Annotated in this window: 11 protein-coding genes and 1 pseudogene; 8 read left to right on the top strand and 4 right to left on the bottom strand. The window is 44.5% G+C overall.

The window, feature by feature from the left end; translation table 11 throughout:
* Positions 1-292: 292 nt before the first annotated feature.
* A complete protein-coding gene (locus J4N43_RS12600; RefSeq protein WP_005483033.1) occupies positions 293-1,021 on the bottom strand; it encodes a hypothetical protein in 729 nt (242 codons plus the stop codon).
* Between the two features lie 348 nt (positions 1,022-1,369).
* Here J4N43_RS12600 and J4N43_RS12595 point away from each other — a divergent pair, with 348 nt between their 5' ends.
* The 4 genes from J4N43_RS12595 (at position 1,370) to J4N43_RS12580 (ending at position 4,409) form a co-directional block, all read left to right on the top strand.
* Entirely contained in the window at positions 1,370-2,014 is a 645-nt protein-coding gene (locus tag J4N43_RS12595) for a recombinase family protein (RefSeq protein WP_199266805.1), read from the top strand.
* Between the two features lie 147 nt (positions 2,015-2,161).
* Entirely contained in the window at positions 2,162-2,362 is a 201-nt protein-coding gene (locus J4N43_RS12590; RefSeq protein WP_005479249.1) for a hypothetical protein, read from the top strand.
* Positions 2,363-3,131: 769 nt separating this feature from the next.
* On the top strand, positions 3,132-3,743 hold the full coding sequence (locus tag J4N43_RS12585) for a hypothetical protein (protein ID WP_158159573.1): 612 nt from the start codon (positions 3,132-3,134) through the stop codon (positions 3,741-3,743).
* Positions 3,744-3,911: 168 nt separating this feature from the next.
* On the top strand, positions 3,912-4,409 hold the full coding sequence (locus J4N43_RS12580; protein ID WP_158159574.1) for an RNase H family protein: 498 nt from the start codon (positions 3,912-3,914) through the stop codon (positions 4,407-4,409).
* Positions 4,410-4,459: 50 nt separating this feature from the next.
* On the opposite strand, the gene J4N43_RS12575 is transcribed toward J4N43_RS12580, so the two are convergent.
* From J4N43_RS12575 to J4N43_RS12565, 3 genes are all read right to left on the bottom strand, one after another.
* The gene (locus J4N43_RS12575) at positions 4,460-6,193 is read right to left on the bottom strand and encodes a site-specific integrase (RefSeq protein WP_250155654.1); all 1,734 of its coding nucleotides are present in this window, start codon (positions 6,191-6,193) and stop codon (positions 4,460-4,462) included.
* 319 nt (positions 6,194-6,512) lie between these two features.
* Entirely contained in the window at positions 6,513-6,812 is a 300-nt protein-coding gene (locus J4N43_RS12570) for a hypothetical protein (protein ID WP_205391106.1), read from the bottom strand.
* A gap of 5 nt (positions 6,813-6,817) precedes the next feature.
* The gene (locus J4N43_RS12565) at positions 6,818-7,648 is read right to left on the bottom strand and encodes a hypothetical protein (RefSeq protein WP_025562326.1); all 831 of its coding nucleotides are present in this window, start codon (positions 7,646-7,648) and stop codon (positions 6,818-6,820) included.
* 154 nt (positions 7,649-7,802) lie between these two features.
* Here J4N43_RS12565 and J4N43_RS12560 point away from each other — a divergent pair, with 154 nt between their 5' ends.
* From J4N43_RS12560 to J4N43_RS12545, 4 genes and pseudogenes are all read left to right on the top strand, one after another.
* On the top strand, positions 7,803-8,204 hold the full coding sequence (locus J4N43_RS12560) for a hypothetical protein (protein ID WP_240199926.1): 402 nt from the start codon (positions 7,803-7,805) through the stop codon (positions 8,202-8,204).
* A 121-nt stretch (positions 8,205-8,325) separates the two neighbouring features.
* Positions 8,326-9,828: pseudogene (locus J4N43_RS12555) on the top strand (type I restriction-modification system subunit M); the annotation flags it as partial.
* 1,993 nt (positions 9,829-11,821) lie between these two features.
* Complete coding sequence (locus J4N43_RS12550; protein ID WP_140063069.1) at positions 11,822-14,143, top strand: type I restriction-modification system subunit M; 2,322 nt, start codon at positions 11,822-11,824, stop codon at positions 14,141-14,143.
* Entirely contained in the window at positions 14,143-15,513 is a 1,371-nt protein-coding gene (locus J4N43_RS12545) for a restriction endonuclease subunit S (protein WP_205390737.1), read from the top strand. The genes J4N43_RS12550 and J4N43_RS12545 overlap by 1 nt, the downstream gene beginning before the upstream one ends.
* Positions 15,514-15,573: the final 60 nt, after the last annotated feature.

The following is a 15,573-nucleotide window of genomic DNA, read 5'->3' as shown; positions in this document are numbered from 1 at the left end:
TTAGTACTTATGAACTTCTTGTTTACTGATTAATACTCAACGAGTTTGTAAACCTACATGGGCCAAAGGTATGCGGTAATCCATGTAGTAAGATTTCAGAAAGCATGAATGTTTGAAAAAAGAGACTATTTTAGTTGATACAAAAAAGGCCACCCGAAGGTGGCCTTTTCCAAACGTTTGGTGGAGCTGGCGGGATTCGAGAGTTCGTCGCCTTTTCCTCTGTAAGTCTCTGATATACAAGGAAGGTACACCAGTGGTTTACTCGAAATGTAGCACACCTTGTAGAACACTGCTAGTTCGGTTCAGTTCCCTGTTGGGGAGTTGAATTGGAGGCGTTGTTGTTTTGGGTGGGTATTGCAGCTTGAGAGTCTCGCATTTTTCTAAATTTACGTGTGGGTATGAAGTTCATAAGGAATCGCTTCCAAGCCCCTATGCTTAGGTAGTCTTGTAAGGCTTGCGTAAATTCGATTATCTCCAAGTACTTCGTTTTGAGGTGCCTATTGTATTCTTGTCTAAGACCCACAATTTCCCATTCTTGCTGACCTACAGGTGCTTTTCGGATTTCAATGCTAAGGCTTTCTCGCAAATGTACAACGTTGATGAGTTGGGCATGATGGGCGTTTAAGGCTGAGATTTGCATCCGTAGTAGGAATAACTCAGAGCTTCGAAAGCTCGCAGGCAAGTGCAGAAGTTGAGTGGGGTAGTCAATAAGTGCAGCAATACCACTCAAAGTCATTTTTCCGTCTATGCCTCTTAACCTCAATAACTCGTTGTTGAGTACCCCTATATTAGCCCGACACCGCATGAGGTTGTCTTCAGTGAGACCTATTAATTGCTGACGCACAATACGGTTGTAGGATAGAGTTTTAAGCTTACCTCCAAACCAGCCAACAAGTAAGGAAAGCACAATACCTAGAACAGCACCAAGGACTGCTGCAAAAATTGTTAGATAGGTGTTTGATGCATCGAGCTGACTGGATAGGTTAGTGAGGTAATTGCTCACGAATTCATCAAGGTTCATATATGCTCTCACGAGTGATTCATAAGGTTTACTATATGCATCTTGGCGCTTTAATCAAAATGTGACGGAGTGATGTGTGATGGTCGAATAATTTTTGCAAAAAAAATTTCTGGAGCCATTGTTTATATGTCTTGTCCTCAAATCCCCCCCAGACCCCTTTAGCGAAAGTAGTCATTCTTGCTAGTTAGACTCAGTGCCACGTTTTATTTTTCGATGTATGTCTTAGGTTATGCCCAAATGCATACACTCTAAGGGTGTTATTTTTGTGTGCTTTAGGTGTTGACTTGCCGATATGCATACAATAAGTTAAGCACACGGTAACCTAAAGCACTCGTTCGAGGTATGACAATGACAACTCAATCCAATGACAGTAACTCAATGCTCTTTGCTTATGTCCGTGTGTCGACTAAGGAGCAGAACGTGGACAGCCAATTGAGTGACATCTCAAAGCTTTACCCTGATGCGGAGATTACGACAGAGAAAGTGTCGGGTACTGTGCCAGCTAAAGAGAGGGCAGGGCTATCGGTTCTTCTTGGTAAGCTACGTAAAGGAGATACTCTAGTCGTATGGTGGGTTGACCGTTTAGGGCGTGACTATCGAGACGCTGAATCGACTATACGTGAGCTTCTCGACAGGGGTGTGTGCATTAAGACTATCAACCAAGGTCTGACGTTCTCATACTCAAGCAAAGATGATGACATGCAGAACATGGTCACTGACATCCAGATTACCATGCTCACGGCTATGGCTGCGGCAGAGCGTAAGAATCGCTTAGCGTCGGCTGAGGCTGGAAGACAAGCGCTTAAAGCTAACCCTGCGAAGTGGGCTGAGAAGTTCCAAGGACGCAAAGCTAATACCAAGCAGCATCAGCGTATCATTGAGTTGTTACTTGAGGGAAAGTCTATCCGTGGTGTCGCTCAGGAGCTTGGCTGTAATGCAAGTACCGTACAGAGAGTGAAGAAGAAGGCGGTTGAAGCTGGCACCGTGTTCTAAGTGTCGGCTGATTGAACAATAAGTACTCACTTAGCAAGCTCTTGCGTGACCATATTCAAGTTATTGCACTCACTAGTGACTACACATAACACAACCAAGTTGAGTTTCGGTATCTTTAGCTCACCTTAAGCACAAAGGAGCATTGATATGAACGACGTCTTAACTATTAAAGCCTCTAATCATCTTGATACTCAAACGCTGCTTACAACGCAAGACTCGCAGCTGCACCAAGAGGTGTGGGGGCATGTTAAAGCGTTAGTAGAGCTTGGTGTCTTTGAGGACGCTACAAATGGCATTGAGAATGTCTTAGCGCCTTACATGGCAGAGGTTAACGCCGAGCTTATCTAGGTCACTTGGGCGGGTGCAACGCCTGCCCTTGTCTGTTTTAGTTAGGTCAAACCATCGAGGTATCAACGCTCTCATCCCCTGCCTTTACGCTCTCTTTGAGTCTCAACGCAATGCCAATCGAATTACGACTGCCTATAGGGCGCAGCCCGATACGGTGAGGTTGTAAGCTGGTTTAACTAGGGAATGTCACACTAAAAGGGATGTAAGTGTTATTTAGATGTAAAGACGCTAAGTGACTGAAATTAATTTATTTCCCCTTTTTTGTGTTAATAACCTGTAATTACGACTGCCTATAAGAACAAACCCAATGCGGACTGTAGCCGCCAAACCACAGCAAGAAGTCACACATCAGAGTCACGCACTGAGTGGGCTTCAAGGCCATCACCTCGTAACCTCTCGGCTTCATAGAGAGTGAGTCTTAATGCCTTGGGCAAGCAGAGAGACAAAGAGCAATACATGCACCAGACGCAAAGCTTAAGAGTTCTCTTTAAGGGAAGCTTTAAGCTTGTAAGACGTGCTGGTGTAGGGCGTGGATACTTAAAGTCTGTCTTAAAGACTATCTTAAAGACGTGATTGTAGTTATTAACAATAACAATCACTTACTTAAAGTAGAGCTTAAAGTAGCTCTAAGACAGACTTAAAGTTCTGTGTCTTAACTCTCAATCATCCTTCCTTCAGCCTAGCTCTAAGTAACTACTCAATGCCTTTCTTATATATGTTGCAGTCTTGCAGGATTGTTCTGTAATTGATTGTTTTTAAAGGACTTGATATGACGTATGTAAACAACTCAAAGCTGAAAGATAAGCTTGCTTGTGCACTTGAGTACTCAGACCTTAGTCGTCGCCAGATGGCCGTCTTTGATAACGCCTGTCGTTTGTCTGGGGTAGGTCGAGGGCTGTCTAGAAGCCGAATCTTTCGATTGCTTCAGACGCTCGATACACTTACCTATGACAGTCTTGAAAGGCGTCTTAATGTCAGTCTCAAAGCACTAAGCCGCGAGTCGTATTCAAAGCGCACCATTGCGTTGTACTTATCTGTTTGCCGTAAGGTAGCGTCTCAGTTAGCACAAATGTATGGGATACCTCGTCATGAGACAACAATCCCTGAAAGTGAGTCTCAATACAGGCTCAGTGTTAGCGACAAGCGAGTCTTTACTGTTGCTGAACGAATGCTACCGAAAGGGGCAAAGTATCTTATCGTGTCGATGTCGACGCTTGAAGAAGCTCTAAGGCTCAAGCCTCATACTATTCGAGAGTCGCTAAAGCGGCTTGACCACCACGGCTATATCGTGTGTTTAGGTGGTGATGAAGGTGCGAACTACAGCATTACCTTTAAACGCTCGATACATGCCACATCAGCGCTATCACTCCAAGCTGCCTGATTAACCCTCAGATCTCCACAACCCACAATAGGCCACCACAAGGTCTACTTCACTTCAAACCCAACGCTTAACCGCAAAGCCATGCTGTCAGCTAGTCACTACGAGTCTTTCGTTGGTGTAGTTGGCTATGTGGGGCTTTCGGTGTGGCTTTACGATTAAGGACTCAATATGAATACACAACTTCAAACGACACATCTATTACACAACGCTCAGCACCCACTAAGTATCTATTGCGATGGTTCAGCACCAGACAATCAGCACGGGTGTCTTCAAGGGGGTGTTGGTGTCGCTGTTTACGACGCTCTTGGACATTGCATTCAGGAGTTCTCATCCTCCGTTCGCAGTGCTGGTGGTGTCACCAGTCAAAGGGCTGAGCTTCTGGCTCTCATCATTGCCTTACTTGTAGCAGGTGAGGGGGACAATGTCTTTAGTGACAGTCAGTACTGTGTGCGGGGCTTCAATGAATGGCTTGATAGCTGGAAGCGTAACGCTTGGCGCAACTCAAGCAAGAAGCCTGTCGCTAATCAGGACTTATGGATGCTGATAGATGAGCTTAAAGCTATTCGTCCACGTGTTAGCGTTGAGCACGTAGCTGGTCACTCTGGCATCAAAGGTAATGAGCATTCAGACTGCTTAGCGAGACAAGCAGCCGAAGGTAAAATGTAAAATGAAAGGTAACACTTGGGTAGACGTCAGGTGTTACCTTTTAATTTGTACTAGTTAGGTAGTACATAGGGCTTTATGTCGAAGTCGAACGTAATGTTGTCCAATATAGGAGCTAATGCTGATGCGACATAAGCTTTACCATACCGTCCAAACGTTTCACTTCCGTCCCCATGACCCACATAGGCTGCTGCATGACTGCGGGATACGCCTGATTGCTTCAGGGCGTTGATGAAAGTGTGCCTGAAAGAATGGTAAGCCTTATGTTCGTTCTTGGCGTTAGGCAGCACTTTGTCACGGAAGCGAGCAAACCATTTGGATGGTGCTTGTCCATACCCATCTCTTCCTCTCTTAAGCTCAGGAAAGACGCGCTCATGAGTGAGGTTCTGTACGTAGTCAACGAACCCTAGTTCAATTAATTTAGGGTGCAGTGGAATAGTGCGAATTGAACTCATATTCTTGGTTTTCTGGTCTTCTTGAGTATTGGTGATGGTCATAGTCCAAAGTCCGCTCTCATCATCTCTACGAACGTCACATACATGCAACTGACACAACTCGTTGAGACGAGCACCTGTATAAAGCCCTAGTACAGGTAGCCAGTAATAGTGTGGGTGTTTACTCTCACCTCCTTGGAAGTATGGATGCTGAAATAGGGTCTTTAAGTCAGACTCAGTGAACGCGCTACGCTCATCAGATGCCTTTTTCTTGGTCTTTACTTTGAGTCCTTTAAAGGCATTCTTGGACGCGTACTCATTCAACACGCACCAGTCGAAGAATGAGCTAACACCAGTCATTGTGTCATTTGCTGTGCTCACTGCCATCGGTGTCGGTTTGAGAGCAATGACATCATCAACAGGTAAGCCCTTAAAGCTCGACACTTTGTTGAGGTTCGCTGGTAACTGCAAGAGTTTATCCTTGAACATCAAAGCATCAGCACGCTTGAGAGAGTCAATAGGACGGTCGCCCAAGATGTATAGCATGAGTCGCATACGAGCCTTGTAGCTTTCAAAGGTCTTGGGTTGCATGTTGTCTTTTTCTCTATCCTTGAGGTAAAGCTCTACGCATTCAGATAACAGCAAGCTTTGATGTTCGCTCTCCGTAGGAGCTTGCGTTCCCCTTAGCTCATGAAGGTAGGTATCAGACGCATTAGGTAACTCAAGACGCTCTGCCATCACATCTGTGAGCTGAGTAGTTAATGAGGATAATCCTTGTATCGACTTTCTACAGCTCTCGATGACAAGTTGTCTTTGAGTTTCAAATGGTTGCTCTACAAAGTACTCGTAGTGCTCTGACTCCATCGCACCCTCAATGATACGCCATGAGCGCGAAAGCTTGGCGTCATACTCACTCAATCTATTTTCGGCAAGGTCGCACATTAGTTCGCATAAATCATCTCTCATTGCCTCAATACCCGTAAAGACGCTCTCACGCTCCTTTAGTGGCGCAGTAAAGACTTGTGCGTGTAGTAAGCTCTGAGTTCCTACTAGGTTGCCAGACGTCGCTTGAGTGATTTCTTTGTGTTGAGCTTGGCTAGCTTTGACGTCAACGAGCACCTCAAGTGGGTTACTTGCGTAGCCTTTAGGTTTGCTTGTCGTTGTTGCAAGAGTCTCATGCTGCGCAAATAGGACGTCATGCTCTACAGATAGCTGACGCGCTCTAACACGAGCCTCTGCGACAGACCTGGTGCGCAGTGAGATTTTGATGGACTTTTTGTTGCCAAAGAATGGCTGAGAGTGGGTTGGGATACGGCGTTGATAGTACCAGTTACCGTTTGCCCGTTGTGTCATGTGCAAAGTGTCATCTCCGTCCATATGTAGAACAGGATGTACCTCAATTTCTCTTTTCATAGGCATATATAAAAAGAAAGCCCCTGAAAAATCAGAGGCTTACATGATGTTTGGTGGAGCTGGCGGGACTCACCTTCAACTGCCTTAAAAAACAGTTACTTCAATAGGTTAGGGTGTTTGTGGTTTTTGAAAATAACCCTTTAGTACCTTATCTTAGTACCATATGAAGCCAGTATCAATATGGAAGCCTATTATCCTAAGTTAAGGACGCCAGTTCAGCTCCCTGTTTGGGAGTTGAACTGAGGTTTTTACTTTACATTTACACTTTCTTTTTCTTCTGTCTAGCAACACGCTCAGCCATTGCCACTTGAAATTTTTTCGTTTTCTCGACTTTTGTTATCAGCGTGCGTTTATAAGCTTGTATTTTACCTGCACTTTCAGACTTTCCTTCAAGAAAGGTTTTTATCATTGTGTCTGTCCAGTTCCGCTCTTCTTTCAGCCCTGTTTTTGATACCCACTTTTCGTGCCATGCTTGGCGGTAAATTTCTCTTTGTTGGCGACCATATTCGCGTCTTTCAGCTTCCGAATAGCGGTGCCATCTTCCATTGTAATAAGGCATAAGTTTTATTTTATTTTTTGTTTTATTTTTTCTAATTTTTCTTGTTGTAGAGGTGATAACTTTCTCAATTTCAACTCTTCATACGTTTTTAACAGTCGGTTTTTTTGTCGGTGTTGCTGCCTATTATTGTGCTCTTCTTTAGCCTTGAGCCATTTATCAAACTGACTTTGCATCTTCTTAATCAGTTTTTCGATTTCTAAAGCTTGATTGGCTTTTTCATATTGATACTGCCAAGTACTCAACCGTCGTCCTTTCTCTTTTTCAATTGGTTCATAGCTCCGGTAATCTATGCCGACATGTTGCAAAACCGCATGGTTGAAAGTTTGCTTCAAGAGTTTTGTCGCGCCCTTTTTTTGCAGCTCCATCAAAACGCGTCCACGAACCACTTTGCCAATGATTAGGTGGACATGATCACCAGTGCCTTTTTGCCCTTCTTGGTTTTGCTGGTGTAATACAGCGCGGATCTGCTGTCGATACTGTGCGAACTCAGCTTTTGTCAGCTTGCAGTATTTAGCCAGTTTGATGCAGCAATCGCTGGTAATGGATTGCCATTGCTCAATAGACGGTCTATGGCCTCTCGGCAGCGTCAAACAAAATTCCATGGCGTAGCTAGAGAGCGGCCGCCCGCCCTTGCGTTTGAGTTGTTGTTCAAGCCTAAACTTCTCGCCTGCTAGAGCAATTCGGTGGGATGTTTCAGCACAACCAATCAGTGAGATAAGTGCGTCACTATGTTTGTGATTAGCGTGTTGTTCGCTCAGTAGATAACGCTCGCGCATCATTACACCATCACTTTGGAGCTTCACAGGCTGACTGATAAGAGTGAAATTTTTAATCATCTGATGTGTTTTTTAGAAGGTTAGAAATAATTTCCATCACTTGCAAATAACTGAGCAAAAACATCAAAGATTTTTTGCGGTTCCAGATAGGACAACTCACTTCGTTCTTATGTTGTCCCACTGGCAAGAGTGGGTTCCCCTCTTGACTCCCCCTTTGAAAGCAGCCATAAATTTGCAGCAGCTTAAAATAGTTTTTATGCTTATAAAAAACACTATGGACAATCCTATCCCATCATCCGATCTTATCGGCTATGTCATTGAACTAGAAAAGTTCGAATCAACGACTCTTGAAGAACAAGTAATCAAAAAGGCAAAAAAAGCAGGCTTTTTAAGTGAGCATGATGAATCTTATGCTTATAAATCCAGCTGGATTAAGAAAGTCGCTAAGAATGCTGAAGAGGCATTTAATTTGGAGGCTGTTATTGAGAATGAGCCACTGGAGTTAACTATGGCAAATTTCAAACAATTAAGAGAAGAGAGAGAACAGCGAGTCAATGAGATTTTAGAGTTGCTATCTAAGTGCGTGCTTGACAGTGTTCCTCAGTATAAAGGCTAGATATTGTTCATAATTGTTCTGATCTTTAGCACCTGCAAAGGTGCTTTTTTGTTGTATGTCGCTGCGACTTGGAGAGTGGTGAGGTACAATCAGCACAATTTTTTCAATTGTGCTGTTTACAATGACTAACAACAACTTCTCCCAAACCGCTGCCTTTATCTGGTCGGTTGCTGACCTCCTTCGCGGTGATTTCAAACAATCTCAATATGGTCGCGTGATCCTGCCGTTTACTCTACTTCGTCGTCTTGAGTGTGTGCTTGAGCCAAGCAAAGATGCTGTGGTTGCTGAACATGAACGTATTAAAGCGATGAACTTGCCAGAAGAGGCACAGGAAAAGTTCTTGCTGCGTGCAACGCAATCACCAGTACAACCTGATGGTTTGTCATTCTTCAACACCTCGCCAATGAACCTTGGCAAGATGGGACAAAGCAACATCAAGGCGAACCTTGAGAAGTACGTGCAGTCATTCTCCAAAGATGCGCGTGAAATCTTTGAGCACTTCAAGTTCGATGAATTTGTTGGTTTACTGGAAGATGCCAACCTGCTTTACAAAGTGGTGAAGAAGTTTGCCACCACCGATCTTAGCCCAAACAGTATTTCTAACCACGATATGGGCTTGGTGTTTGAAGAGTTGATCCGTCGCTTTGCGGAAAGCTCGAATGAAACCGCTGGTGAGCATTTTACCCCGCGTGACATCGTGCGCCTGACCACCTCTTTGGTGTTTATGGAAGACGACGAAGCCCTAACCAAGGATGGTATCATCCGCACCATCTATGACCCAACAGCGGGTACAGGCGGCTTCCTTTCTTCTGGCATGGAATACGTGCACGAGCTTAACCCGAAAGCGGTGATGCGTGCGTTTGGTCAGGAGCTAAACCCAGAGTCCTATGCTATCTGTAAGGCAGATATGCTAATTAAAGGGCAAGATGTTAGCCGCATCAAACTGGGTAACACTCTGTCAAATGACCAACTGCCCGCCGACAAGTTTGACTACATGCTGTCTAACCCGCCGTTTGGTGTGGATTGGAAAAAGATTGAAGGTGAAATCAAAGACGAGCACCAGCAAAAAGGCTTTGATGGACGCTTTGGCGCAGGCTTGCCGCGTGTATCTGATAGCTCGCTGCTGTTCTTGATGCACCTTATCAGCAAGATGCGTGACAAGAAAAATGTTGATAACCAAGTCACTGATGGTGGTCGTATCGGCATTATCCTTAACGGCTCACCGCTGTTCACTGGTGGCGCAGGTAGCGGCGAAAGTGAAATTCGTCGTTATATCTTAGAAGCTGACCTACTTGAAGCCATTGTCGCGCTACCAAACGATATGTTCTACAACACAGGTATTGCGACTTACGTCTGGGTACTGACCAACAAGAAAGACCCAGAGCGCAAAGGCAAAGTGCAGCTTATCAATGGTGCCAACTTAAGCCACAAAATGCGTAAGTCACTTGGCTCTAAGCGTCACTTCCTGACAGATGATGAAATTCACGCCATCACCAAGAACTTTGGTGAGTTTGTTGAAACCGATATGCTGACAGAAAGCGGCAAACCACTAACAGCTAAGATTTTTGATACCCATGAGTTTGGCTACCGTCGCCTGACCATCGAACGCCCGCTGCGTTTGTCTGCGCAAATCACCGACGCTGCGGTGGAGTCACTACGTTTTGCCCCTAAGCCATTTAATGCCGTGATGCAGGCTGTCTTTGATCAGTTTGGCACTGAGTGGAATGACGACTCATACGGCTCACTAATTGAAGTGGAAGCCGAAGTACGAGCGCTGATCAAAGCAGACTTCCCAGATCTGAAAGAAAAGCAAATCAAAGATGTACTGGATAGCAAGCTGTGGCTCAATCAAAAAGTCCTGATGGATGCGGCGAAAGCCCTGCAAGTTGCGGTTGGTGACAAACTGGGTGGAAAGTCGCAGCAATCCGACGACTTTTACCAGTTTGAGTTGACTCTTAGAGGTGCGTTTGAGAGCACAGGCATCAATTTCAACGCCAAGCAGAAGAGACAACTTATTGATGCTATCACATGGAAAAACCAAACAGCGAAGCCTGTTATTAAGGGAGAGGTTAAACAAGCAGCACAACCTAAGTATGGCTCTTTCGCGTATAGCGGGGAAGTCAAAGAGTTACAAGGTAAATTTGTAGAGTTCAAACCAGATATAGAGCTTCGCGATCATGAAAATATGCCTCTAGACCCTAGCGTTAGCACCTCAGACATTATTGAACGCTATTATCAAACGGAGCTTCATCCCTCTGCGCCAGATGCTTGGATTAATACAGAATTTAAAGACGAGCAAGATCGAGAAGTTGGTGTGGTTGGCTACGAGATTAACTTTCGTTCTTATTTCCAAAGAAGCTATTCACGAGATGGACTGTTAAAAGGGAAGCTTGTTCGACTCAAAGATGTAGTACAAGTCAATGAAAAGGGACTCTATGTAGTTGATAGCACGTCTGGAAAGATTGTGGAGTATTCTAATCTTAACGAAAAGAGAAAAGCTTTAAGACCCACACGTTTTGATTTGCTGCCTAATACTCTCTTAGCGGATTTCTACAACATATTTCTACAGCAAGAAGAGGGTAATGACTGGCTCGATAGCAATTTCATGTCTTCGACCTCATTGAAATATGTATCTATGTCCTTGTGGTTAAACACGCGAATATCAGTACCGCAAATTGCAAACCAATCAGCATTGATTGACCTATGGTTCGAGTGTGACGCTGTGCTCACAAGGGTAGAGTTGCTGAAAAAGTCAGCATTCAGTGACCTTCAGACAGCACAAGAGCAAATACTGCCTTACCAAAGCGTTGCTAGTCGATATGAACAAGAATTTTCTTCTATGTTGCCAACCCCACTCGCTATCCTTTGGGAACTCGCTGAGTCAAAGTTTAATGAACGTGAAAGAGTTGAAGCATTTATCAAGTTTTATGAATACTTGGGCTTGTATTTGGTTTCGGTTGTTTTTGGATATAGATCACCACCCAAAAAGATTCTTTACAGTTCGAAAAGTCTAAAAAGCCTAACAATGGCTTTTAGTCACAATCGGTTGCGTGAACATGCTGTTTATTTTCCTGACTCGAAAACCTTAGTTGCTTCACTTTGTCATGATGAAATTACACAATTACTATCGAATGCTACAGACCTTAGAAATGATATCTCTCATCGAGGACTACCTTCAGCTAAGCTCGTACGCAAAGCTAAAGCAACAATACAGACGTTAAATGAGAAAATGCAAAGTGCGTTAAGATCATTCTTTGAAATTACAGCTCTAATTAAGCCTATTCAGGCAAAGTTTGATGGCAAAGTATTCATTTACGAAGTCGAAGTCCTAAAAGGTCTTGGTGTGAACCCTGCCAGAACCGCAAGAATTAAAACATCAGAGCCTATGATTGCTGACCAGCTTTATCTAGCTCAAGGCGACTTGAATCAGGAAGAAAGTATAACTGTCACAAAGCTGTTTCCGCTGTTAACAATGAGTGAGACGGTACAAAATAGTGAGATTATGGGGTTCTACTTCTATAGCGACACCGTTGAGGATAAACTTCGCTTTGTCTGCCCATATCCAAATGTTGAAACCTACAAATTTCTCCCAGAAGAACTAATTAGAGACTGTTTAAATGACTAACAACAACTTCTCCCAAACCGCGGCCTTTATCTGGTCGGTGGCTGACCTGCTTCGCGGTGATTTCAAACAATCTCAATATGGTCGCGTGATCCTGCCGTTTACTCTACTTCGTCGTCTTGAGTGTGTGCTCGAGCCAAGCAAAGGTGCTGTAGTTACAGAGTATGAGCGAATCAAAGCGATGAACTTGCCAGAAGAGGCGCAAGAAAAGTTTTTGCTGCGTGCAACGCAATTACCAGCACAACTTGATGGCTTGTCATTCTTCAACACTTCGCCAATGAACCTTGGCAAGATGGGGCAGAGCAACATCAAGGCGAACCTTGAGAAGTACGTACAGTCATTCTCTAAAGATGCGCGTGAGATCTTCGAGCATTTCAAGTTCGATGAATTTGTCGGGCTGCTGGAAGATGCCAACTTGCTTTACAAAGTGGTGAAGAAGTTTGCCACCACCGACCTTAGCCCAAATAGCATTTCTAACCACGATATGGGTTTGGTATTTGAAGAGTTGATCCGCCGCTTTGCGGAAAGCTCAAATGAAACTGCGGGTGAGCATTTTACCCCGCGTGACATCGTGCGCCTGACCACCTCTTTGGTGTTTATGGAAGACGACGAAGCCTTAACTAAAGATGGCATCATTCGCACCATCTATGACCCAACAGCGGGTACAGGCGGCTTCCTTTCTTCTGGTATGGAATACGTACACGAACTTAACCCGAAAGCGGTAATGCGTGCGTTTGGTCAGGAGCTAAACCCAGAGTCCTACGCTATTTGTAAGGCGGATATGCTGATCAAAGGGCAAGATGTTAGCCGTATCAAACTGGGTAACACCCTATCGAATGATCAGCTACCAGCCGATAAGTTTGACTACATGCTATCTAATCCGCCGTTTGGTGTTGATTGGAAAAAGATTGAAGGTGAAATCAAAGACGAGCACCAGCAAAAAGGCTTTGATGGACGCTTTGGCGCAGGCTTGCCGCGAGTCTCTGATGGTTCGTTGTTGTTCTTGATGCACCTTATCAGCAAGATGCGTGACAAGAAAAACGTTGATAACCAAGTCACGGATGGTGGTCGTATTGGCATCATCCTTAATGGTTCACCACTATTTACTGGTGGTGCAGGTAGTGGTGAGAGTGAAATTCGTCGCTACATCCTTGAATCTGATCTACTTGAAGCGATTGTTGCGCTGCCTACCGATATGTTCTACAACACAGGTATTGCGACCTACGTTTGGGTACTGAGCAATAAAAAAGACCCTGCACGTAAAGGCAAAGTGCAATTGATTAATGGCGCTAATTTAAGCACGAAAATGCGTAAGTCATTAGGTTCTAAGCGTCACTATTTAACTGATGACGAAATTCGCACTATCACGAAGAACTTTGGTGACTTTGAAGAAATCGACACCTTGACCAAAGATGGTGTGACGGACAACCAAAAACACTTCTCCAGCAAGATTTTTGATACTTATCAGTTTGGCTACCGCCGACTAACCATAGAACGTCCACTGCGCCTGTCTGCACAAATTACCGATGAAGCGGTGGAATCACTGCGCTTTGCACCTAAGCCATTTAATGCCGTAATGCAGACTGTATACGAGCAGTTTGGCTCAGAGTGGACGGAAGACTCGTACGGCTCACTAACTGATGTGGAAAAAGAAGTTCGTGTCTTGATCAAAGCCGACTTCCCAGAGATGAAAGAAAAGCAAATCAAAGATGTACTGGATAGCAAGCTGTGGCTAAGCCAAAAAGCGTTGATGGATAATGCCAAAGCCCTGCAAGTTGCGGTTGGCGACAAACTGGGTGGAAAGGCGCAGCAATCCGACGACTTTAACCAGTTTGAACTGACGCTGAAGGGCGCATTCAAGGCCACAGGCATAAAATTTGATGCGAAGCAGAAGAAACAATTTATTGATGCGGTAACGTGGAAGAACCAAGACGCCGAGCCTGTGATCAAGAAAGTGCTGAAAGAAGACGCACAGCCGCTTTACGGTGCTTTTGAGTACAAAGGTAAGGTCGTTGAGTTCCAACAGGATGGCGACCTGCGTGATAACGAGAACGTGCCGCTAGATCCAAGCGTCAGTACATCAACCTTGATTGAAAGCTACTTCAAGCGCGAAGTACAACCACATGTTGCCGATGCGTGGATTAACGCGGATAAGCGTGATGACAAAGACAGTGAAATTGGTGTGGTGGGCTATGAGATCCCGTTCAACCGCCATTTCTATGTTTATCAGCCACCGCGTGCGCTGGAAGCGATTGATGCCGATTTGGATGCAGTCAGTGCCGACATTATGAAGTTACTGCAAGAGGTGCATTCGTAATGGGCAAGTATCAGGCGTATCCAGAGTATAAAGATTCTGAAGTTGATTGGGTTGGATATATTCCCTTAGATTGGCAAGTGACGCGATTAAAGTATGTGGCATCGATTTTTGGCAGGATTGGTTTTCGAGGGTATACCGTAAATGACATCGTCGGTGAAGGTGAAGGAGCTATCGTTCTGAGTCCTTCAAACATAGTTGGTGATAAATTTACTTTAGCGAAGACATCTTTTTTAAGTTGGCAAAAGTATTACGAATCTCCAGAGATCATGGTGGAGAAGAATGATGTCCTTTTAGTCAAAACAGGGTCTACCTATGGTAAGTCAACAATTGTTACGGACGTAGATTCCCCTATGACAATTAACCCTCAAATGGCTTTAATTAAGAATACTACTATTGACTCAAGGTTCTTAGCTTATCTGTTTAACTCTTCACTGATAAAGGCAAAAATAGATGTAAATAACACTGGTAGTGGAATGCCAACCATGACTCAGGAAAATATCAATAACTTTCCAATTCCACGACCGAATAGCAAGTTAGATACCCAAATCGCCAACTTCCTCGATCACGAAACCGCCAAGATTGACACCTTGATCGAAAAGCAGCAGCAACTGATTAAGCTGCTGAAAGAGAAGCGCCAAGCGGTGATCAGCCATGCGGTAACCAAAGGATTTAACCCACACGCACCAATGAAAGATTCTGGTGTGGAGTGGTTAGGGGAAGTGCCCGAGCATTGGGTGACTAAAAGCTATCGTTATGCTTGTAAGATATATCGTGGAAAATTTGGGCATCGTCCTCGCAATGATCCTGCGTTTTATGATGGTGATTATCCTTTTATTCAAACAGGCGATGTTGCTAGAGCTGGCAAAATGATCACTAGCTATAGTCAAACGCTGAACGAGAAAGGTAAAGAAGTTAGCCAGTTGTTCCCTGCTGGCACCTTGATGATGGCTATTGCTGCAAATATTGGTGATACCGCAATACTGGGTTTTAAGGCTTATGCGCCTGATAGTGTTGTTGGTTTTAAGCCCTATGCCGACCTTGATATAGAGTTTCTTCGATATAGCTTTATGGCAGCACTGCCAGCACTAGAGCAGACATCGACGCAAAGCACGCAAGCAAACTTGAATGTGGATCGAATTGGTGCAGTAAAGGCGGTTTTCCCTGCGTACGATGAACAACGTGAGATTGTCCAATATCTGGATGGCTTACTTAATCAATATGATTCGATTGAGAAAAGATGCAAAGAGGCTATCGCGTTAATGCAAGAACGCCGAACCGCTCTAATTTCAGCCGCGGTCACAGGCAAAATTGACGTACGCAACTGGAAGGCAGCAAAACCTCAAGATCAAGCGTTGGAGCAAACCGCCTAAATTTATTGCCACTCTCGCTGAGAAAGCAGAGTGGCTTTTGCGAATTTGTTGGCAGAAAAA

It is taken from the genome of Vibrio sp. SCSIO 43009 (genome assembly GCF_023716525.1).
Classification (GTDB): Bacteria; Pseudomonadota; Gammaproteobacteria; order Enterobacterales; family Vibrionaceae; genus Vibrio; species Vibrio alginolyticus.
Note: the sequence above shows the minus strand (reverse complement) of the source record. Positions and strands in the feature narration are given on the sequence as shown.